This window comes from Pseudoalteromonas sp. SG44-8 (assembly GCF_014164125.1).
GTDB classification, from domain to species: Bacteria; Pseudomonadota; Gammaproteobacteria; order Enterobacterales; family Alteromonadaceae; genus Pseudoalteromonas; species Pseudoalteromonas rhizosphaerae.
In genome coordinates this window covers 21,711-44,122 of sequence record NZ_JACJEQ010000029.1, presented here as the reverse complement: position 1 = coordinate 44,122, position 22,412 = coordinate 21,711, and the positions used below count along the sequence as shown (strand labels likewise).

General features: G+C 41.6%; 17 protein-coding genes. 8 read left to right on the top strand and 9 right to left on the bottom strand.

All coding sequences use genetic code 11. The features are described 5' to 3' along the window. Positions 1-316: 316 nt before the first annotated feature. The 4 genes from H5163_RS17545 to H5163_RS17530 all read left to right on the top strand — a co-directional run bounded on the left by H5163_RS17545 (position 317) and on the right by H5163_RS17530 (position 7,120). Positions 317-1,333, top strand: a complete 1,017-nt coding sequence (locus H5163_RS17545; protein WP_182730593.1) for an efflux RND transporter periplasmic adaptor subunit — start codon at positions 317-319, stop codon at positions 1,331-1,333. Positions 1,334-1,335: 2 nt separating this feature from the next. Next, the gene (locus H5163_RS17540; protein ID WP_182735628.1) at positions 1,336-4,416 is read left to right on the top strand and encodes an efflux RND transporter permease subunit; all 3,081 of its coding nucleotides are present in this window, start codon (positions 1,336-1,338) and stop codon (positions 4,414-4,416) included. A gap of 94 nt (positions 4,417-4,510) precedes the next feature. Beyond that, positions 4,511-6,406 carry a DUF294 nucleotidyltransferase-like domain-containing protein gene (locus H5163_RS17535; RefSeq protein WP_145233241.1) on the top strand — a complete coding sequence of 632 codons (1,896 nt, stop codon included), beginning with the start codon at positions 4,511-4,513 and terminating at the stop codon, positions 6,404-6,406. A gap of 3 nt (positions 6,407-6,409) precedes the next feature. Next, complete coding sequence (locus H5163_RS17530) at positions 6,410-7,120, top strand: 3'-5' exonuclease (RefSeq protein WP_182735627.1); 711 nt, start codon at positions 6,410-6,412, stop codon at positions 7,118-7,120. 83 nt (positions 7,121-7,203) lie between these two features. Here H5163_RS17530 and H5163_RS17525 read toward each other — a convergent pair whose 3' ends face one another. Continuing rightward, on the bottom strand, positions 7,204-8,784 hold the full coding sequence (locus tag H5163_RS17525; protein ID WP_145233245.1) for a BCCT family transporter: 1,581 nt from the start codon (positions 8,782-8,784) through the stop codon (positions 7,204-7,206). Between the two features lie 504 nt (positions 8,785-9,288). Between H5163_RS17525 and egtB the strand changes: the two genes are divergently transcribed. The 3 genes from egtB to H5163_RS17510 all read left to right on the top strand — a co-directional run bounded on the left by egtB (position 9,289) and on the right by H5163_RS17510 (position 12,423). Then, positions 9,289-10,518, top strand: coding sequence for an ergothioneine biosynthesis protein EgtB (egtB, locus tag H5163_RS17520; protein ID WP_182735626.1), 1,230 nt, complete (start codon positions 9,289-9,291; stop codon positions 10,516-10,518). A 2-nt stretch (positions 10,519-10,520) separates the two neighbouring features. Continuing rightward, positions 10,521-11,492 (top strand): L-histidine N(alpha)-methyltransferase, encoded by a 972-nt coding sequence (gene egtD / locus H5163_RS17515; RefSeq protein WP_182735625.1) that lies wholly within the window; start codon positions 10,521-10,523, stop codon positions 11,490-11,492. A 142-nt stretch (positions 11,493-11,634) separates the two neighbouring features. Then, entirely contained in the window at positions 11,635-12,423 is a 789-nt protein-coding gene (locus H5163_RS17510; RefSeq protein WP_220494598.1) for a 2-keto-4-pentenoate hydratase, read from the top strand. Here H5163_RS17510 and H5163_RS17505 read toward each other — a convergent pair. The 8 genes from H5163_RS17505 to H5163_RS17470 form a co-directional block, all read right to left on the bottom strand. Continuing rightward, a complete protein-coding gene (locus H5163_RS17505; protein ID WP_182735624.1) occupies positions 12,394-13,242 on the bottom strand; it encodes a PhzF family phenazine biosynthesis protein in 849 nt (282 codons plus the stop codon). The genes H5163_RS17510 and H5163_RS17505 overlap by 30 nt on opposite strands. Continuing rightward, a complete protein-coding gene (asnB, locus tag H5163_RS17500; protein WP_145233255.1) occupies positions 13,226-14,899 on the bottom strand; it encodes an asparagine synthase B in 1,674 nt (557 codons plus the stop codon). The genes H5163_RS17505 and asnB overlap by 17 nt, the downstream gene beginning before the upstream one ends. Positions 14,900-15,053: 154 nt before the next feature. Beyond that, complete coding sequence (pcp, locus tag H5163_RS17495) at positions 15,054-15,722, bottom strand: pyroglutamyl-peptidase I (protein ID WP_149982472.1); 669 nt, start codon at positions 15,720-15,722, stop codon at positions 15,054-15,056. After that, the gene (locus H5163_RS17490) at positions 15,715-16,740 is read right to left on the bottom strand and encodes a DUF979 domain-containing protein (protein WP_145233259.1); all 1,026 of its coding nucleotides are present in this window, start codon (positions 16,738-16,740) and stop codon (positions 15,715-15,717) included. Before H5163_RS17490 ends, pcp begins: the two co-directional genes overlap by 8 nt. Further along, entirely contained in the window at positions 16,740-17,444 is a 705-nt protein-coding gene (locus tag H5163_RS17485; RefSeq protein ID WP_145233413.1) for a DUF969 domain-containing protein, read from the bottom strand. The genes H5163_RS17490 and H5163_RS17485 overlap by 1 nt, the downstream gene beginning before the upstream one ends. Before the next feature lie 65 nt (positions 17,445-17,509). Continuing rightward, positions 17,510-18,445, bottom strand: coding sequence for a biotin-dependent carboxyltransferase family protein (locus H5163_RS17480; protein ID WP_182735623.1), 936 nt, complete (start codon positions 18,443-18,445; stop codon positions 17,510-17,512). Next, positions 18,442-19,110 (bottom strand): 5-oxoprolinase subunit PxpB, encoded by a 669-nt coding sequence (gene pxpB / locus H5163_RS17475; protein ID WP_182735622.1) that lies wholly within the window; start codon positions 19,108-19,110, stop codon positions 18,442-18,444. Before pxpB ends, H5163_RS17480 begins: the two co-directional genes overlap by 4 nt. A 297-nt stretch (positions 19,111-19,407) precedes the next feature. Next, complete coding sequence (locus tag H5163_RS17470) at positions 19,408-20,925, bottom strand: leucyl aminopeptidase (protein ID WP_182735621.1); 1,518 nt, start codon at positions 20,923-20,925, stop codon at positions 19,408-19,410. Between the two features lie 167 nt (positions 20,926-21,092). Here H5163_RS17470 and msrA point away from each other — a divergent pair, with 167 nt between their 5' ends. After that, a complete protein-coding gene (gene msrA / locus H5163_RS17465) occupies positions 21,093-22,385 on the top strand; it encodes a peptide-methionine (S)-S-oxide reductase MsrA (RefSeq protein ID WP_182735620.1) in 1,293 nt (430 codons plus the stop codon). The last annotated feature ends 27 nt before the right edge of the window (positions 22,386-22,412 follow it).

The window sequence follows — 22,412 nt, the reverse complement described above, 5'->3', positions numbered from 1 at the left end:
GCAATAAACTAGATATTTTTGACCACTTTCAGGGTTTATTAACCCGTAAATTCAACAATTTTTAGTTCTAAAAGCTCAAACTACCATTATGAGTAAATTTAAGACAATACCTTATTCTGACCAATTAGGCTGTTTATATATAGGGTATTTATAGCTAGTTAGCCTCTTAGCATTAAATACACTGCTATAGTTACTTTCCCCTATAAAGGTATTTCAACGTATTGTTTTGACAGTTAATCGAACTAGACTTTTTATTGATCAAAACACTGTTACACTGCGTACCATAATGGAAATAATAATTAATTAGGTGATCTTTTTGAAATTACGAGTTCTTTTAGTCAGTGTTTTTATTACTTGTTCAGCGGTAATGCCATCGGCATTTGCTGCAAACGTAATTGTTGAACCTGTTGCGATGGAACGTGCAAAAGAGCAAGTTCAAGCGGTTGGTAATGCCGAAGCGATTCGCTCTGTTATCCTCTATCCTGCAGTGGGGGATAAAGTCACGGCTGTGCATTTTAAACCCGGTGATCAGGTAACCGCAGGAGCTATTTTATTAGAGCTCGATTCGCGCAGACAAAAAGCGGCGCTTAATGAAGCGAAAATAAAACTTGCAGATAGTGAACGAATACAAACACGTTTACAGCAAAGTCACGCTAAAGGCGCGGTGCCAAAAAGCGATCTAGATGATGCAAAAACCGTGTATGAGTTAGCTATGGTTGCGGTGACTAAAGCCGAAACCGAATTAGAAGATCGCCAAGTACGAGCACCTTTTAGTGGCACCATGGGGTTAACGGATGTCGAAGTTGGCGATCGAATTACCACTCAAACAGCCATCGCCAGTATTGATGATACTCGTTCGTTATACATTAATTTTAATGCACCAGAGTCAGCTATTACAATGCTTAGAACTAGCGGTAATGTGACTGTGATGCCGTGGCAAGGAAGCGATGCGATAAATGCGCAAGTCGCTTATCTTGACTCACGCATTGATCCACAAACACGTACGCTGCGTGTCAAAGCAAAACTGGATAATGCACAAGCACAATTTTTACCGGGTATGAGTTTTAGAGTACATATTGAGGTATTAGGGCAGAGTTTAGCTGCAGTGCCTGAAGCTGCGCTTTTATGGGGGGCAACTGGCCCCTATGTATGGAAAAGTGTTGAGCAAAAGGCAACTCGCGTTGATGTTAAAATCCAGCAACGTTTAGCGGGTCGTTTGCTCGTATCTGGGCCTTTAAACGAAGGCGATATTTTGGTAGTTGAAGGCGTACAACGTTTACGCCCAGCGCAAGAGCTTAATTATATCAAGCCGCTTGCAGCAGCGCAGGAGTAGGTATGAAACAACAACCTATGATGCAAGATCTCCCTTCAATGGCCATTCGCCGCCCAGTGCTTATTGTAGTACTTAATTTACTGATCATTATTGCGGGTATTGCGGCCATTGCCGGGGTTGAAGTTCGTGAACTGCCTGATGTTGATACGCCAAGGATCACGGTGTCGGCTTCATTTCCTGGGGGCTCTCCAGAGACTGTTGATACCGAAGTAACCAGTAAACTTGAAGGGGCGGTAGCCCGCGTAAGTGGTGTAAAAACCATTCGCGCACAAAGTGAAGAAGGTAACGCACGGATTGTTGTTGAGTTTCGTGCTGGTGTTGACCTTGATGATGCTGCGAATGAAACCCGTGAGTCGGTAGCACGTGTACAACGTGAGTTGCCTGAAGAAGTTGAGCGCGTTTCTATTATCAAGGCTGATAATGATGCTGAGGCGGTTGTATCGCTAACCGTATCAAGCGATACCATAGCCCTTGAAGCGTTGACTGAACTGGTTGAGGTTGATTTAGCACCGCAGTTTTTAACCATTCCAGGTGTGGCCGATGTACGTTTAAATGGTGACCGAAAACGTGTTTTACGGGTGCGTCTTGATCCACTTAAATTAACCAGTTTTAATTTAACCGTTCCTGATGTAGCCCAAGTACTGCGCCAAGCGCCATTTGATGTACCGGCAGGTAGTTTGAAATCGACGGATCAACAAATTATAGTGCGCGCAGATGCAACCTCAGTTACCGCTGAGCAAGTGGCCGATATTATTATTCGTGATGGTACGCGTATTGGTGATATTGCGGCGGTGTATTTTGGTCCTGCGGATCCTCGCTCTATGGTGCGCTTAAACGGCCAGCCAGTGATTGGCATGGAAGTTATACGTCAAGCACAGTCAAATACCATTGAAATATCTGACGAAGTATTAAGTTTATTAGCAAAAATGCAAACGCGTTTTCCGGAGCTGAAATTTACTTTAACTTCCGATGATGCACAATTTATCAGGAGCTCAGTTGATGAGGTGATTTACTCACTGGTGTTAACTGTGCTGCTGGTGATCATTACATTATGGGTATTTATCGGCTCTTGGCGCGCGACTTTAGTGCCTGCATTTGCAATTCCTGTTGCCTTGGTTGGTTCATTAGCGTTGATATGGGCACTGGGTTTTTCAATCAATATACTTACTTTGCTGGCATTAGTGTTAGCAACGGGGTTGATTGTTGATGATGCGATTGTGGTCAGCGAAAACATTCAACGTCAACGCGGTTTAGGCCTTGGCCGCCGTGCTGCTGCGGTAATTGGCACGCGAGAAGTGTTTTTTGCTGTTGTCGCAACGACAGCGGTGTTAGCGGCGGTATTTGTTCCTATCGCTTTTTTACCCTCAACCGCAGGGCGATTATTTAGGGAGTTTGGTGGGGTACTTGCGGGAGCGGTGATCATTTCAAGCTTTGTAGCGCTTTCATTAGTGCCAGCGCTCACCTCAAAGCTAAAACTCAAACAAGGTGGTAAACACCCATTTGCTAAAATAGGTCATTGGCTTGCTAATATTTATACTAAAACCATTCATTGGGTGCTTGATCATGCGTGGCTTACGTTTATAGCTAGTATATTAGTCGCTGCGGGTTCGGGTGCTTTGTATCTCAATTTAGATAATGAATTACTGCCTTCAGAAGATCGCGGAAAAATACGTATCTTTGCTCGGGGCCCTGACGGTGTTGGTTTGAATTTTATGGACCGTCAAGCAATGCAAATGGAAGATATTTTGCTGCCGTATGTGCAAAGCGGCGAAATTGAATCTATTTATACTGTTGTAGGGCAGTGGGATCCAAATATTGTGTTTATTACCGTGCCTTTAAAACACTGGGATGAGCGTCATTTTTCACAGCAAGAGATCATTAATAAAATTCGAGGTCCGCTGGGTAATATTCCTGGGGCGGCAGGTTATCCGTCTGGGTCAAATAGTTTAAATTTACGCGGTCAAGGTGGCGGTATTGAGCTGGCACTATTAGGGCAAGATTACCTGCAGATTTATAAGGCCGCACAAGATTTTGCTGCACAGGTTGAGCAGACTATCCCGTCGATTGACAACGTGCGTATTTCATATCAGCCATCACAGCCGCAATTGCGCGTTAATATTGATAGACGCCGTGCAGAGGAATTAGGGGTGTCACTGAGTGATATATCAATCACCTTACGTGCTGCGATAAATGGCGATGATATTGCAGATTTAAATATTGGTGACCAATCGGTACCGATTATTCTGCAAGCACAAAATCAAACCATTAAAGATCCCAGTGATCTCGCTAATTTATATATCAGTGCAAATAGCGGTCAGTTAGTACCACTGAGTAGCGTTGCAACCATAACAGAAGAAGGTGTTGCCGCCGAGCTTGAACGCCACGCACAGCGTCGTGCTATCGAGCTTGATATGGAACTGCCGGCGGACATGAGTATTGCACAGCTGGTATCGCAATTACGTGATATTTCAGAGCAAACGCTACCAAGTGGCATTAGCTTGGCATTTAAAGGTGAAGCTTTAACCTTTGAAGAAACTTCTAATGAAGTATTTATCACTTACATACTGGCATTTTTAATCGTATTTTTAGTATTAGCTGCACAGTTTGAAAATGTTAATAGCGCCGTGGTGGTGATGGTAACGGTACCGTTTGGTATTACATCAGCAATTTTAGCACTGTATTTAACTGGTACTTCGTTAAATATTTACTCGCAAATAGGTTTGGTGATGTTAATTGGTTTAATCGCGAAAAACGCGATTTTGTTAGTTGAATTTGCTGACCAATTGCGCGACCAAGGTTTAACTGTTCGTAAAGCTGTAGAGCAAGCAGCATTAGTACGTTTAAGACCAATTACTATGACCTTGATATCAACCTTACTAGGTGCACTGCCGCTGATATTATCAACCGGGGCGGGAGCTGAGGCTCGCAATGCCATTGGCTGGGTCGTGTTTGGTGGCTTGTCTTTAGCGGTGCTATTTACGTTGTACTTAACACCGGTAATTTACTTGGGCTTAGCGCGCTTTACTACCCCTCGTGGTGATGAAAGTAAGCAACTTGCGCAGGAGCTTGATAAGGTAGAGTAAATCACAATTAAAATAGCCTAATTAACTATTTATCTTTGAAAAATAAGTTAATTAGGCTCACACTTGGGAAAGCTATCCCCAACAGGTTTTTTTTATGCAAGCCGAACAAGTAGAAATCGCGCAGTTTTTAGCACAACACCCGCCTTTTGACAGCCTACCGAGTAAAGCAATCAATGAGCTCGCGCAACAGGTTGAAGTCGCCTACTTTAGAGCGCACACCGATATTTTATTATTTGGTCAAGATATAGCCGATCTTTATGTGATCAGAAGCGGCTCTGTTGAAATGTATCGACGTAATGGGGAACTGGATAATCGTTTAACCACTGCCGGTATATTTGGGCAGATGGGTTTACTGATGAATCGCAAGGTTCGCTTTCCAGCTAAAGCACTTGAAGATACGCTAGTGTATTGCATTAATGTTGAACTATTTAACCGCTATTGCGACGAATTTGATTCATTTGCTGACTATTTTGAAACGGATGGTAATGTTCGTTTACATCAGGCAATTGTTGAACAAGCCGATGGTAATGATTTAACCACAGCAAAAGTAAAATCGCTGATCCACCGTGATGTGGTAACAGTTAATACTGATTCAACGGTGCAACAAGTTGCCCAGCTTATGACTGATGAATCGGTGTCATCGGTTTTAGTTACTGATAGTACCAAACCTATTAACGACGACCCAGAGGAAGATGATGGTCAAGTTGTTGGTATTATCACAGACAAAGATTTACGTACCAAAGTCATTGCTCATGGGCTGGCATTTGACACACCCGCGCATACAATAATGTCTACAAACTTGGTTTTATTAGATGCCAATGCCTATGTTTTCGAAGCTGTACTTGCGATGCTACGTGATAACTTACATCACTTACCGGTGGTCCAAAAACGCCGTCCAATTGGGGTTATTTCCCTTTCTGATATTTTACGCTATGAATCACAAAGCAGCTTGCTATTGGTACGTGGAATACTTGCGCAGCAATCAATTGAAGATTTAACCCACTATGCACGCCAGCTGCCGAATGTGTTTGTACGCATGGTAAATGAAGATGCAAACTCGCATATGATTGGCACGGCAATGGCTGTGATTGGCCGCACTTTTAAACAAAGGTTACTGGTATTAGCCGAAGAAAAGTATGGGCCGCCGCCGGTTGCATACTGTTTTATCGCATTAGGTTCAATGGCGCGGGATGAGCAACTCATTGTTACTGATCAAGATAACGCGCTCATTCTAGATGATGATTATGATGATGAACTTCATGATACGTATTTTCAAAATATTGCCGATTTTGTTTGTGATGGTTTAGCTCAATGCGGTTATACCTATTGTGATGGCGAAATAATGGCGTCATTTAAAAAATGGCGAAAAACACGTGCACAATGGTTTGAGCAATTTGCTCAGTGGATAGAGCTGCCTAAACCGCAAGCCTTACTAAATAGCTCCATATTTTTTGATTTAGACGGGGTGTGGGGTAAAACCAAATGGGCCGATGAGCTTAAAATATTTATTGCCAAACAAAGCAAAGTTAATCGCGTATTTTTAGCTAATATGGCTGCAAATGCTCGCAACAGAACCCCACCATTGGGGTTTTTTAAAGGCTTTGTTATGGAGCACAACGGTCAGCATAAACGTTCTATGAATTTAAAGCGCAGAGGCACAGCGCCGCTTTCAGATGTTATTCGTGTTCACGCATTGGCGGTTGGATCACGTAAGCAAAACTCGTTCGAACGCTTAGAAGATATTATTGAAGCCAAGCTTCTACCACAAGGCAAAGCACAAGATTTGCGAGATGCGCTGGAATATATTGCCATGATGCGGATCCGTCACCAAGCGTGGCAAATTGAACAAGGGGAAGAACCCGACAACGATTTAGACCCTCATTTATTATCGCCTTTTGAGCAGCGTAACTTAAAAGAAGCTTTTGCAATTTTAGAAAAAGCACAAAGCTATTTGAAATTTAGTTACTCAGCAAACTCTGGGGTAAAGTAATTTATGGCTTTCAGAAAGCAAGCAATGATTGACTGGGCAACACGCTATAAAAATTTATTAAGCGGCGCTCAAAATGACACTATCAAACGTTTTTATGGAGCTGCTTTTAGCGATAAATTCGCAGCAATTAAAGATGTGCCATTTGTTGCAATGGACTTTGAAACAACCGGTTTAGATAGCACCAGTGATGATATTGTCAGCGTTGGTTTAATTCCTTTTAATTTACAGCGTATATATTGCAAAGATAGTCGCCATTGGGTGGTGCGCCCTAGGCGTAATTTCAACGAGGGATCCATTGTAATACATGGCATAACACATTCAGAAATTGACGATGCACCGGATTTTAATCATATTATTGAGCCATTATTGCAAGCACTCAGTGGTAAAGTGGTTGTTGTACACTATGGCGCGATTGAGCGGCACTTCTTAAATACTGCACTGTTACTTAGGCTTAACGAGGGGATCAACTTTGCTTTGGTCGATACCATGGAAATTGAACGAAAAGCCTTAAAAGCCAGGCAGGGTTTGCTAGGTTGGTTATTTAATTCTAAGTTAGGATCGCTTAGATTAGGTGATTGTCGCCAGCGCTATTCATTACCTGTGTATAAAAACCATAACGCTTTAACTGACGCTTTAGCAACGGCTGAACTGTTACAAGCACAATTGAGTCACCATTACCGAGAAGATACACCGATCTCGCAGTTATGGAGTTAAAAGTTTCTTAACCTGAACTTTGGCTAATAAGCTTAAATAAAAAAACGCCGCAAATTTGCGGCGTTTGTGGTTTTAAATAGCGTTTATTTAGCCGGTAACGGCTCAGTTCTCAGACCTAAAATAAGGCTTAAACACATAAACAGCAAGACGATTGTAAATGGTAAGCCGGTAGAGACCGCACCTGCTTGCAGTGCTTCGATTGCTTGTGTACCACCAATCCACAGTAGCGCGGCTGCGATAGCACCTTCAATAGATGCCCAAAATATGCGTTGTGGTACTGGCGCATCAATTTTCCCGCCAGCAGTGATAGAGTCTATTACTAATGACCCTGAATCAGATGAAGTGATAAAAAACACTAAAACTAATAGCACAGCAATTACAGACAAAATATTAGACATAGGTAATTCATCTAGCATTTGAAACATAGCCATAGGGACATCGGTTAAACCATTTAGGCCAAGTGCGCCAACACCATTGACTACTTGATCAATTGCGATACCGCCGTAAATTGACATCCATAATACTGTAACCAATGTTGGAATAAGTAATACCGCAATCAAAAATTCACGGATAGTACGACCGCGTGATACGCGAGCGATAAACATGCCTACAAACGGTGACCACGAAATCCACCAAGCCCAGTAAAATACAGTCCAGCCATGCATCCATGTTTCGTCTTCACGGCCATGTGGATTACTTAATGGAATGATATTTTCTACATAACCCATAAAGGTGGTAGGAATATTACCCATCGCAACAGCAAAGCCAACTAAGCAAACAAATACCAAAAGGGCAAAAGCAATTAGCATGTTGATATTACTAAGGAGTTTTACACCGCCATCGATACCACGCACAACAGAAATAATAGCCAGTAGGGTAACGCCAACAATAACGAGTATTTGTGAGCCAATGCCACCTTCGAGACCAAACACGTGGTTTATCCCCGCAGACGCTTGCTGAGCGCCTAACCCCAATGATGTTGCCAAGCCAAATAAAGTTGCCAGTACTGCTAAAATATCAATGATATGACCAGGCCAGCCCCATGCTTTATCGCCCAATATAGGGTAAAAAATTGACCGGATAGACAGTGGTAAACCTTTGTTATATGTAAAGAATGATAGTGATAAGCCAACTACAGCATAAATAGCCCAAGGGTGCAGGCCCCAATGGAACATAGTTGCCCCCATTGCCAGTTTTGCAGCTTCTGGGGTGTTGGCTGTTACATTCAGTGGTGTTTCATACCAACCAGTAAAATATGCAACCGGTTCAGCTACCCCCCAAAACATTAAGCCAATACCCATGCCTGCGGCGAATAACATAGCGAGCCATGAAACACGAGTATATGAAGGCTTAGCATCACTGCCTCCTAAACGGATCTTTCCGTAAGGAGAAACAATCAGTGCTAAACAAAAAATAACGAAGAAGTTTGCAGCCCACATAAACAAGGCATCAAAATTATTAATTATATCGAGTTTCACACCATCAAGTGCTGCTTTTGCAGTTTGTGGATCGGTAGCGAGAATGGCGATTAAAAAGATGACAATCAGGCCCGCGCTGATGCCAAAAACAGGGTTGTGTATATCAAATCCCCATTTTTGCACGTTATCCTGACCTACGGTGTAATCCGTATTGTCGATACTATATTTGTCATGATTTTCGCTCATGCAATACCTCTTTTGTTGTCCTAACAAGCTGCTTGTTACCAGCAACATACCTAATTTAATTAGTCTAAGTAACCTGAGCTTTGGATAATAAATCACTACGTTAGTAAATTTTTAAAGCAAAGTTCAGGTTAGGTAATAATTGATACTTAAATTTATTTGAAGACTAACTAATTTAAAAGATGATCATACAGCTACTAGTGTATGAGTTAAATACCAAATGTAAATGATTTTGTAGTTAAATAGCGGCTTATATGGCCATTGCAACCATTTTTATGTTTTTATATAAAAGTACATAATTCGCAAAAGGTCAAAAATTAGTTTGATTGTTAAAGTAATCGCGGCTGTTTTTTGTGGTTAATTGAACTATTATTTTTGTAGTTGTAAAAGGCAGCTGCACGAGATTGACGTTTTATAGTCGCAGTAATGAAAGCGTAATATGAATATGATTTAACATTAGGTGAGCTATATCATTGATCAGTTGCGATAAGGAATTTAGTCATTACTATGAGTAACCATGGCAAAGAGAACACTAAAAACACAGCTGATGAGCATCAATTAGTCCATCATTACCAGCGTGTTCGACACCAAAGCGTGACGTTAATAAACTCGTTATCAGCAGAAGATTGCCAATTACAAGCTATGGCCGATGTAAGCCCTAGTAAATGGCACCTTGCGCACACAACGTGGTTCTTTGAAACTTTTTTACTAATTGCACATAGCTCTCACTACACAGTATTTAACCCTAACTTTAAAACTTTATTTAACTCATATTATAACGGTATAGGTGAACAATTTAAGCGTGCCTGCAGAGGGAGTTTATCGCGGCCTAGTTTAGATGACGTGATTACCTATAGAGAATATGTTGACCGGGCGGTGATTGAATTACTGAGTGCACCGTGTAGCGAGTCAATAAAGCAAGTTATTGAATTAGGACTTAACCATGAACAACAGCACCAAGAATTAATGCTGATGGACATTCAATATAACTTTTCAGTTAATCCGTTGTTTCCTGCTTATTGTGACACTAACAAAATCCGTATAGAAAATCCTGTTACGCAAGCCAGTCCTCTTAGCTTTGTGGCATTTTCAAAGCATACTGCAAATATTGGTGCAACTGAGCAAACGTTTAGCTACGACAATGAACGGCCAACTCATGAAGTGCTTATTCAGCCATTTAAATTTGCTAATCGGCTAACTACCAATGCTGAGTATTTAGCGTTTATACAAGATGGTGGTTACCAAAACCCAGAGCATTGGCTCAGTGACGGTTGGGCGCAGATAAATAATGCTCGGCAAACTGCGCCACTCTATTGGCATAAAGTAAATAATGAGTGGTTTGAATTTACATTAGCTGGATTACAGCCTTTGGCGCTAAATGAGCCGCTAAGCCATGTTACCTTTTACGAAGCAAACGCTTTTGCACATTACTCACAAGCACGCCTCCCAACCGAATTTGAATGGGAAAGCGTTGCTAACAGTAATGCGGCGCAAACTATCACCCAGCTGACCGACAACTGTTGGCAGTGGACAAACAGTGCCTATTTACCGTACCCAGGCTTTAAGCCAATAGCAGGCGTGGCAGGGGAATACAATGGTAAATTTATGGCGAACCAAATGGTACTGCGCGGTGGCTGTAAACTTACCCCACAAAATCATTTAAGACTAACTTATCGCAATTTCTATTATCCACACCAAGCGTGGATGCGCAGTGGTATTAGACTCGCTAAGGATTGAGCATGAGCCAAATAACAACATTAACGACAATCGACATTGATAACCGCTTTTTAAACGATGTGATTGCGGGACTGTCACAGCAGCAAAAGAATCTACCCTGTAAATATTTTTACGATGATAATGGGGCCGCTTTGTTTGAGCAGATCACTGAGCTTGATGAGTACTATGTGACACGCACAGAGCTGAGCATTTTAACCAAGCACAGCCAAGCAATTGCCAAGTTGCTTCCTGATAACTTATCAATCATAGAGCCGGGCTGTGGCTCGGGTAAAAAAATTGCTTATTTGTTAGCGCACTTAGTGAATGTGAAAAGTTTTGTGCCATTTGAGATCTCTAATGAAATGCTTAATTACTCACTGGCTCATTTATCTCCATTATTTCCTGAGTTAGCTATTTCGCCGTTGTTGGGGGATTTTACTCATAGCCAAATGGTAAAGCAGTTAAGCCGTGAAACACAATTGGATAGCCAAACGAATCTCGTGTATTTTCCAGGCTCAACAATAGGCAATTTTTCACCACTAAAAGCCATTGAGATCATGAAAAATTTCCATCGGTTATGTGGTATTAACGGTTATGTACTGATTGGCATTGATTTGCTCAAAGACCGTCAAGTATTACTTGATGCTTATGACGATAAACAAGGCGTCACCGCGGCATTTAATAAAAATTTGCTCCAGCGTATTAACGCTGAGTTAAATGCTGATTTCGATCTTAGCCAGTTTAATCACCAATCACGGTTTAATGAAAAACTAAGCCGTATTGAAATGCATTTGATCAGTAACTGTGATCAAACAGTCACCGTCAATGGCGAATCATTTAGCTTTTCTCAAGGTGAGAGTATCCATACAGAAAACTCCCATAAATACGCACTACAGGCATTTACTGAACTTAGCGCCCAAGCTGGATTACGTTTAGAGCAAACGTGGCAAGACGAGCAGGGGTATTTTGCATTGTGTTTATTAAGGCCAATTTAAACAATGAACAGTCCATAATTTATTATTTAACTGTACTTAGCTAAAAATGCTGCGCAAATTGATTTTTTAATAGTATAAATACTACATTAAACCTACGGCTGCTGGTGTAGCCATTATAAAACCTTATTACGAAGAGGTTAGTGTGGACAGTTCTACTAAATTAAAAACGATTGCAGCACATTTATTTGCACAACGCACAAGTGCAGCGCCACAATCAGATTTACCGCCACAATTAGCATTAACAAGCACTGAAGATAGTTTAGCTGTTCAACAATTGATGATTGCATTAAACAAGGGCCAAGTATTTGGTTGGAAATGCCTATTACCACTTGATAACGGTGCGATTATTTTGGCTCCAATATTAAAGCCGCCGCAATCATTTGCACAAATCTGCACATTATATACTGAACAAAACAAGGCACGGATAGAGCCTGAAATTGCTTTTGTGTTTGCGCAAAATATGCCAAAGCAGGCCAGCTATAGCGAAGCTGAAATTGACCACGCGGTGAGTGACACGCATATGGCACTTGAGCTGATCCAAAACCGTTTCTCTACAGCTTATCAAGCAAATCACTTTGCAAAGTTAGCGGATGGTTTAAGTAACCAAGGGGTGTTACTTGGTCCTAAAATTAATAAGCAAGCGGCTTATGATGCGGCACATATTACTATCGCGATAACACAAAATAATCGCTGTCATAGCTATCTTGGCAAGCACCCATGTGGTCTGGCACAAACACCAATCTATTGGGCAGTAAATTATCTGGCTAAGTGTGGGATCACGCTCGCTGCTGGCCAAATTCTCATAACAGGCTCATATTGTGGTGTTATTGAGTTAGACACTGATGTTGATACTGAAATTGACTATGCAGGGCTTGGAAAATACACCGTCAAATTTAGTGGCTTAACTGATAATGACATTACTGTTTTTTAAACGGTAATTAATGGTTGCTCCGGCAACAGAATCTTGGAAAAGCTGGCCATGTGTTTGTTCAGTGTATTGTTTGATTATCGGGGCAATAATGCTGATGGCTGAACCAGTAGCGCTATCTTCATCCACGCCATAATAAGGAGCAAAATATCGAAAATGCCACTGTGTGGTTTGATTAGCTGTTTGGCGTTGTTGCAATACAATCACTGCATTTGGGTAGTATTGTAATTGTGCTGTATTTATCGCGAGTGTTTCTAAAGGCTGAACACTGTTAATCATCACAGTACTGTAGCCGTTAATTTCTGCTGTTTTATAGCTTTGCACTATTGAGGTAGGAATGGCTTGTTGCAGCAGAACCTCTGTTTGTACCTCGGTGCTATCAATGGTGACTAATTGTAGTTGCAGTGCGCGTTGATGTATTCTGGTTTCAAATACTTCCCCTGTATTTGTATAAAAGGTGTTTGGGCTAAACCCTTGCCATTTTTGTAAAAACAGTGCAGCGGCGAGTGTCCCATGACCACAGCGGCTGATCTCATGGCTGTGATTAAACCAACGAATAGGGCATCGATTTTTTTTGATATTGGCTTGATTTAAAAATACGGTGGCGGGCTGAGCGGTGTTTTTTGCAATGCGCTGCATTAGTCGAGTTGTTAACCCTGTTTTATAAATAACAATTAACGCAGACGAACCTTTACAGCGTCTCGCTGTATCGTTAAAAACTTGCTCAATAGCAAAAGACTGCACAAAGCGCGGGGCTTTGTGCAGTCTGTGAGTTATTGCCAGATTTAATAAGCGACTAGGCTTATTATTTCTTTTGTGCATAGGCGTCGTTATGAATACCTGCGGCACGACCTGATGGATCGGCATTATTTTGAAATGATGCATCCCATAATAACGCTTCAGGCGTTGAACAGGCGACTGACTTACCGTGTGGTACACATTTAGCGGCTGCATCACCTGGGAAGTGAGATTCAAAAATAGTACGGTAGTAATACGCTTCTTTTGAATCAGGTGTGTTAATAGGGTATTTAAATTTTGCGTTTTCAAGCTCTTGATCGGTTACTTGCTCGTTTACAAACTCTTTTAATGTATCAATCCAGCTGTAGCCTACACCATCCGAAAACTGCTCTTTTTGACGCCATAACACTTCATCAGGTAAGTAGCCGTCAAAGCCTTCACGTAAAATATGCTTTTCAATTTTGCCATCTTTACACATTTTAGCTTCAGGGTTGATACGCATAGCAACATCAACAAACTCTTTATCAAGGAAGGGAACGCGGGCTTCTACACCCCATGCCGCCATTGATTTATTTGCGCGTAAGCAATCAAACATGTGCAGTTTAGATACTTTACGGTTTAATTCTTCATGAAACTCTTGTGCATTTGGTGCTTTATGAAAGTACAAGTAACCACCAAATAGCTCATCAGCGCCTTCACCAGAGAGCACCATTTTAATACCCATCGCTTTGATTTGGCGAGCCATTAAGTACATTGGCGTCGAGGCACGAATAGTGGTTACATCGTAGGTTTCAATGTGATAAATAACTTCACGTAGGGCATCAATCCCTTCTTGAATCGTAAATATAATCGGGTGATGAACAGTTCCTATCATATCAGCTACTTTTTGTGCAGCCGCTAGATCTGGGGAGCCCTCAAGGCCAACCGAGAAAGAGTGCAGCTTAGGCCACCATGCATCGCTTTCATCATTATCTTCAATACGTTTTGCTGCAAAACGTTGGGTAATAGCTGAAATAACGGATGAATCTAAACCACCTGACAACAACACGCCATAAGGTACGTCACACATTAATTGACGTTTAACGGCGGCTTCAAGTGCATCTTTGACGTCTTCGGCTTTTGCGCTGTTATCTTTAACTGCATCGAAGCTTTGCCAATCACGGGCATAATATGGGCGCAATTGACCATCTTTACTCCATAAAAAATGTCCAGGAGGAAATTCTTCAATATGCTTACAGATTGGTGAAAGTGCTTTTAGCTCTGAGGCAACATAAAAGTTACCGTGCTCATCGTGGCCAGTATAAAGTGGAATAATACCAATATGATCACGGCCAATTAAATAAGCGTCTTGTTCTTCGTCATATAAACAAAAAGCAAAAATACCGTTCAGATCATCTAAAAATTCAGGCCCTTTCTGTTTGTATAACGCTAAGATAACTTCACAATCTGATTGAGTTTGAAAAGTGAAATCGGTTTCAAGGTTAGCGGCAAGTTCTTTGTGATTATAAATTTCGCCATTAACCGCTAGAATATGAGTTTTTTCAGGATTGTATAAAGGCTGCGCACCGCTTGATACACCAACAATGGCTAAACGTTCATGCACTAAAATCGCTTTCTCTGATGAATATACACCAGACCAATCAGGCCCGCGGTGACGTAATAATTTTGACATTTCAATTGCTTGCGTACGCAATGGAGCGGGATCAGACTTTATATCTAATACACCAAAAATTGAACACATAGTAACTCCTCATTCCTATCATGTGTGTTAGTTAGGTCATAATACCTAACCATTCACGTTTGTTTTAACAGAAATAATTAACTAAGTCACATAGCTTTTACAATATTTTCAGAATAATTTATGCACCAGCATGGCCGCTGATGCACCAAATTGGTCAGTGGGTGGTGCCAGCCGCGACTTTTACATCTTGTTTTGCAACAATAGCTTCGTTGATCATTACTTTTAACGCGCTTAACACGGTTTCTTCGCTCATACTCGGTGCGCCATTATGGTGCACAGCTTGGCTTGGTAAATAAGGGATATGCACAAAGCCCCCTTTGATGTGTGGTTCATGCTCATTGATATGATGTAATAGACCATACATAACGTGATTACACACATATGTACCCGCTGTATTAGAAATGGCGGCTGGGATCTCACTTTGTTGCAGTGCTAATAACATGCGTTTGATAGGTAATTGTGCAAAATAAGCGGCAGGAGCATTTTTGACGACGGGGTGATCAATGGGTTGCTTTCCTGCGTTGTCTTTAATTCGGGCATCATCAATATTAATCGCGATACGCTCTATGCTTATTTCACTGCGGCCACCGGCTTGGCCGATACATAATACTAGAACCGGATGATGCTGCTCTATGGCTTTATAAAGCACCTCTAATGAGGTATTAAACTCACACGGTAGCTCAAGGGCTATTACTCGGTGCTTAGCGATTAAATGTTCGTCGAGTTTGCTTACCGCTTGCCACGACGGATTGAGCGATTCGCCGCCAAATGGTGCAAACCCAGTTATCAATACGCAGGGCATGCTTGATGTCAGTTTAGTCATTAAAAATCACCATATACATTAAAATAATATTGACCGTTAATAAGGCCAGCGCAGTAGGTATTTGCACCTTTATAACATGGTATTTGTCTTTTAGGTCGAGTAATGCCGCTGGAATGATATTAAAGTTTGCTGCCATTGGCGTCATTAACGTTCCACAGTAACCACTGTACATCCCAATTGCTACCAGTGGTGCGGCGCTGGCGCCATGACCTTCGATTAAAAAAGGCATAGCAATACCCGCAGTCATTACCGGAAATGCAGCAAACGCATTTCCCATCACCATGGTAAATAACGCCATGCCAACACAATACAGCACCACCAGCATAAAACGATTCTCTGGCGCTATAAATAAAGTAACCAACTCTTTAATTGAGTCTCCTGTTTGCGCCACAATAAACACGCCACCAAGCATTGCTAGCATTTGTGGCAGTATTGCTGCCCAACCGATAGAATCTAGCAGCCGACGGGATTCAGTGACAGCTTCAATCGGATTTCCCCCAGTAATTTTCCAGCCAATAAGTAGCGCAGATACACACGCTATAGTGAGCGATGCGAGAGTTAAATGACGTTGATCAAGTAAGTAATAATCACCAATTGCGATACCATCAAAAGAAACAGTCAGTAATACCGTGATCACGGGTATCATTAATGCGGGAACAAATAATTTATTGCCTAGGCGAGAGGCCGATTGTGTTTGTTGCTGCTCAGTGAGTGGTTGATAACTGCCCATGCTTACTAGGTTTAAACCCGCTAACAGGGCAATTAATACTACGCTCACACCAACCCATAAATAAGTGTTGGCTTTGCCGAACAAGGCAATAGATACATCACCAAATAAAAAACTGCTACCAAATAACAACCAAAATAATGCTGTGGTGAGCCTTTTTGGATGGTTTTTGTCTTGCAGCGTTCGAACAACTAAAAACATCACAACGAGACCGATTAATAAATAAATGTTCTCAATGGTGATAATTGTAGCGTTTGAGTTAGTTACATCGGTTGTTAGTACTTTACTCATCACACTTCCTGCTGTTTGTAGTGAGCAACAGCCAGAGCTATTTTTGCTTCTAAACGAGATAATCTAAATAAATGAATAATGAGTGCGGCAATGGCGGTCGGAATAGCCCATAAACCAATATGCAGCGGTTCAATACCGGCAATGCCGTTTTCCTTTAAGAAGGCATCCATCAATAGTACAGCACCAAAAGCAATGAAAATGTCTTCTCCAAAGAACATCGCAATATTATCAACGGCAGCTGCATGGGCGCTGATCATGTCTTTTATGGGTTTTGGCAGCTCACCGTGTTTATTGGTCGCGGCACCTAATGCCATGGGGGCTAATAATGGACGAACAGTTTGTGCTTGACCGCCAAGGCTTAATAACCCAAGGGCTGCTGAGCATTCTCGAACGATAAAATACAGGGCTAATATACGTGCGCTGGTGGCACTTTGAATTTGTGCAATCCAGTTTTTCGCATGCTGTTGTAAACCATAGCGCTCTAGCAGTGCGATAACGGGTAAAATAAGAATAAAGCTGGCCAGTTGACGAGAGTTCATAAACTTCTCGCCAAAGGTTTGCAAAAGGGTGAGGATATCTAAATTTACCGCCCAACCAGTTGCAAGGCCAGCAACGGTTACTACAATCAGTGGGTTAAAGCGCAAGGCAAATCCTAGCACAACCACTGGAATGCCAATTAATGGCCAATAATTAAGATCAAACATCATAGTTCCTACACTGTGCTGTGTTTATTATTATTTATTAAGCTGAGCTTTTATTTAGTGATTGGTTATCTGATGCTCAAGTTTTTTAGTGCAATAGTCAATTGTTGTAGGTGAGCGTCAAGTTTTCGCTGCGCAGTATTTGCAGCTGCTAGGTTGACGAATTCAAATCGCACAAAGTCACCAGGTTTAAGTTGTGCAAATTGGTGTTGATCCGCACTTATTATAGTACCAAGTAGCGGGTATCCTCCGGTTGTTTGGCCATCATTTAGCAATACGATAGGCTCACCACTGGATGTTAGTTGGATAGAGCCCGGGCTAACAGCTAAAGAAGGCAATGAATGTGTATGCATTAATTGATTATGCTCAGTACTGAGCCTTACTCCCATACGATTACTTTGCGGACTGACTTGCCATTTCGTCTGGGCAAAAAAATCACTAAATTGTTGTGATAGTAATTGTTGATGTGGGCTTGAATGGACGCGGATCACACTGCGCTTAGCGGGGGCAATCGCACCACGTTGCGGCCAATTGCCATCAAATGGCGTGATTGGGACTTGATCATTGGCTTGTAAAGGCGCGCCCGTTAGGCCACCAAAACCTGCTGCAATATCGGTGGCTGTTGAATTCATCACTGCATGACAATCAATGCCGCCTTTAATTGCGAGGTAGCTGCGAAAACCTTGCCGAGCGGTGGCAAATGTCAGTGTTTGTCCTTGCTCTACTGGGTAACTCCAGCCGGGATAAATACTTACTCCATCAAGCTTTGCTTGCATATCAGCGCCATGCAGCGCAATAACAGTGGCACATTGAAACTGTAATTGCGCTAAGCCTAAAGTGATCTCAATAACACTTTGATTGTCATCATTGCCCACTAAACGATTGGCAATGATCATTGCATAAGGGTCAAGCGCACCAGATTGGGCAATTCCTAAATGACGATAGCCATGACGACCAAGATCTTGAATCGTCATTTGCATTCCGGGCTTTATTACGGTGATCATAATACCGACTCCTTAGTAACAAATTGCAGCGTATCGCCCGGTTGTATTGCGCATGGTGGAGTATTTTCACTGTCAAATAATGCAAAATCACTGTGGCCGATAATATGCCAACCACCGGGCGAATCAGCTGGGTAAATCGCAGTTTGATTAGCGCCAATGGCAACCGAACCTTTGGGCACTCGAGTTCGCGGCTGTGCTCTGCGCGGAGTATGTAATTGACTATTCAGACCGTGCAAATATGCAAAGCCTGGCTGAAAGCCTAAAAACAATACTTGATAATGCCCTTGGCTATGTATATCAATTACTTGTTGTGGCGATAAATTGTGATACTCAGCTACATAGTCTAGATCTGGGCCGTAGTCACCACCGTATTGGGTAATAATCTTATGATGCTTACCCTGATAGTCGTGCGGATTTATATTTGCCCACCAAAGTGCTAACTGAGCTTGCCAGTGAGCAAGCGAAGTAGGGTCTATTAAATAAACTGTCAGCGAGTTCATTGCGGGTACTACATCTATAAAGGCGTCGCTGGTGTTGCATTGTTGCACTAGTGCCCAGATTTTTTTTTGAATGCTCAGACTGTCATCGTTTAGGGCAGTGGCATCAAGCAATATGCTGTTATTACTGAGGACACTAATAGTTGGAGAGATAGTTTGTTGATCCATAGCCAAATGTATTTATTATTCTTGAATACCTCAAACTAGCATATAACGTATGAAATGTTTATAGCGATGCGACTAGTTAACAACCTTGCAATATTAACATTACCCAGTGTAGCGCAAACACATTAGTTTGGTTATGGAATGTTCTGGACTAATACACGTAAACTAGATATGTGAGTCAGACTATAAAAAACTGTGGCATATCACTCACTGTTGCTTAGAGTAGGTGTTTGATAATGCCACAGTTGTTATAACAACTAATGATGTTAGTAGAATGCATTAAGTTATAATAGCTTACTGCTAATTACTTAACAGCCACTCACTGAGCAAGCGCACACCATAACCTGTGCCGCCTGGTGAAATTTCATCTTTTCCTTTAGTTGCTAGTGCATTACCTGCAATATCTATGTGTACCCAACGAGTTTCACCAGCAAAATGTTGCAAAAAGCTGGCGGCCGTTGTTGCTCCGGGGCCACTTGAGCCTAGGTTTTTAAGATCGGCAATGTCTGAACTTAAGGTTTCTTTATATCCCAGCGGTAAGCGCCATAGGTTTTCATTTACTTGTATTCCAGCTAAAGTGAGTTGCGTAACAAGCGTATCGTCATCAGAAAACACCGCCGCATAATCGTTACCTACGGCTTTGATTTTAGAGCCGGTAAGGGTGGCAACGTCTATCATGATCTCCGGCTTGAAATATTCACGTGCATACCACATTGCATCACTTAATACTAAGCGTCCTTCTGCATCAGTATTAACAATCTCAACGCTTAAACCTTCTGCGGTGCGAACCACATCACCAGGGGCAACAGCGTATTGCGACACCATATTGGCAGCCATACCCATAACGGCAACAATGTTTTTGTCAGCTTTTGCAAGCGCCATTGCTTTGATAGTCCCAAGTACAGCGGCGGCGCCAGCCATATCAGATTTCATACGCGCAATTGATGCGCCTGTTTTGATACTATAACCACCAGAGTCAAAGGTGATCCCTTTACCAACCAGAGCAATAGGGGTCGCGTTTGAGCCTTTGTAATGTGCAACGACTAAGCGAGCGCCTTGTTCGCTGCCACGCCCGACAGCTTCAAGTGCCCCCATACCTAGTTCTATTAATTGCTTAGGCTCTAAAATAGTGATTTCTACACCTAGAGACTCAAGCTCTTTTGCCGCACTAGCAAAGTCAACAGGAGTCATTTCGCTGGCCACTTCTGAGGTTAAATCACGTGCTAAAAACACTCCTGCTTGAATGCTTTCAAGTTCAGAATAGTTACGTTTTGTTTGCTTGGAATTACTAACGTCAAAATGATAACTGACAGTGTGAGTGTTCGGAGTTTGTTTATATTTTTCAAAACGATGGTCGCGTAAATTTGCACCGTGTGCAAAGTGAGCACTAAGTACACTGTTATTGTTTACGCCTTCAACGTCATCGAATGCAACCGCAGCAGTTGTTGTTTTACTGCTCATTAATCGCGCATGAATATTACCACCTAGTTTGGTCATTAACGCTCTATCAAGCTTATCTTGCTTACCGGTACCAACAATCAGCACGCGTTTATAGTCACTATTATAAGGTGCAATTAATTCAACAGTACTGGCGTATTTGCCACTAAAACTTTCATTTTCAATAGCGTGCTGTAATTGAGCATTAAACTTTTTATTGATTGAGTTAAATGCGGTATTGCTCCCATCCTCACTGTAAAACAACACTAATGCTTGTGCATTACTATCAAGCTTGGAAGAAAAATTAAACTCTGCAGCATGGCTTTGCGTACTAAGTGCAAGGGCAATTGATAATGCAGAAAAAGCAATAAGGTTTTTCATGTTTGTACCTTTATTAAATAAACACGTTTTACCTCATTTATTCGCATAGGTTAAGTCGGATTCGGTAAAGCCGCAATAATGAGCGATAAAATAACCCACATTCCTGAAATAATATGTTCTGCTTCAAGGTCTACTAAAATGAAGCAACAAATAGAAAGAGGTAGAGTATGTTGGCAGCAAAGAATTGGCTTAAATTAACCACTTTAACAATTTTGTTCAGTTCGGCAAGTTATGGTGTTTCCCTTAACAATGAAAAAGATAATGATATTCAAGCAACAATGCATTTAGAAACCATGGTACTTGGTTCTGGTTGCTTTTGGGGGGCAGAAAAACGTTATGAAGCGCTTCCTGGTGTAATTGATGCAAAGTCAGGCTATGCAGATGGTAAGGGTTTTAAAGCAACTTATCGTAATATTACCCAATCATCGCGCAAGTTCGATGAAAATAATTACGCTGAAGTTGTTCAGGTTACTTACAATAGCAATATAATCAGTGCTGCAACGTTATTAAAAAGTTACTTTGAAAGTCATGATCCAACGCAAAAAAATCGCCAAGGAAATGATATTGGCACGCAGTACCGTTCAATTATTTTAACTACTACTGAGCAACAAGCTGCACTGGCTGAAGAATTAAAACAGCAGTATCAAGATAAACTAACCCAAGCTGGTTATGGCTCTATAAAAACCATTATAAAACCATTAACGGTATTTTTTCCGGCTGAGGAATATCACCAAGACTACTTAGTTAAAAATCCTAATGGCTATTGCCCTGATCATTCAACAGGCGTTGTTTTTGAAAAACGCAGTGATGATAAAGTTGATAATACGGCTTTACTCGCAGGAAAGCAGATAGTGATCATTGATTCACGAGATTACTGCCCTTATTGTGAAAAACTCAAAAAAGATGTGTTAAATGATTATCAAGGAACCATTGCCGTCACTTATCGTAAAGCCGATCAACTTGATGGTTTAACGATTAAATCAGCGACGTGGGCCACCCCAACAATCTTATTTTTAGAAGATGGTAAAGAGGTTTATGGTCGCCAAGGTTATGTGTCTAGCGAAGAGTTTTATAAAGCACTTGGCGCATTTAAATTAGGGGATAGTGAAGCATATACAGTGGCATTTAAGGCCCGTACAGATAGTCCGTTTTGTAAACAGTACGATATTTTTAAAAATACCCCGGACGGTATTTTTATAGACAAACTCAGTGGTGTACCACTTTTTGATACTCGGGATCGATTCAAATCGGGCACCGGGTGGCTGTCATTTACTCACCCCATCAAAGACAGTGTGACCATGCATGAAGACAATAGTTACGGTATGCAACGTATTGAAATTAAATCTAAATCTACGGGTATTCATTTAGGGCATTTGTTCCCAGGTGAAGGCCCAAAAGGTGAAGATCGTTATTGTATCAATGCAACTGTGTTAGATTTTGTCGCTCGCAAAGACACCTAACAGTTTAGAATAATGGCTGAGGAAATG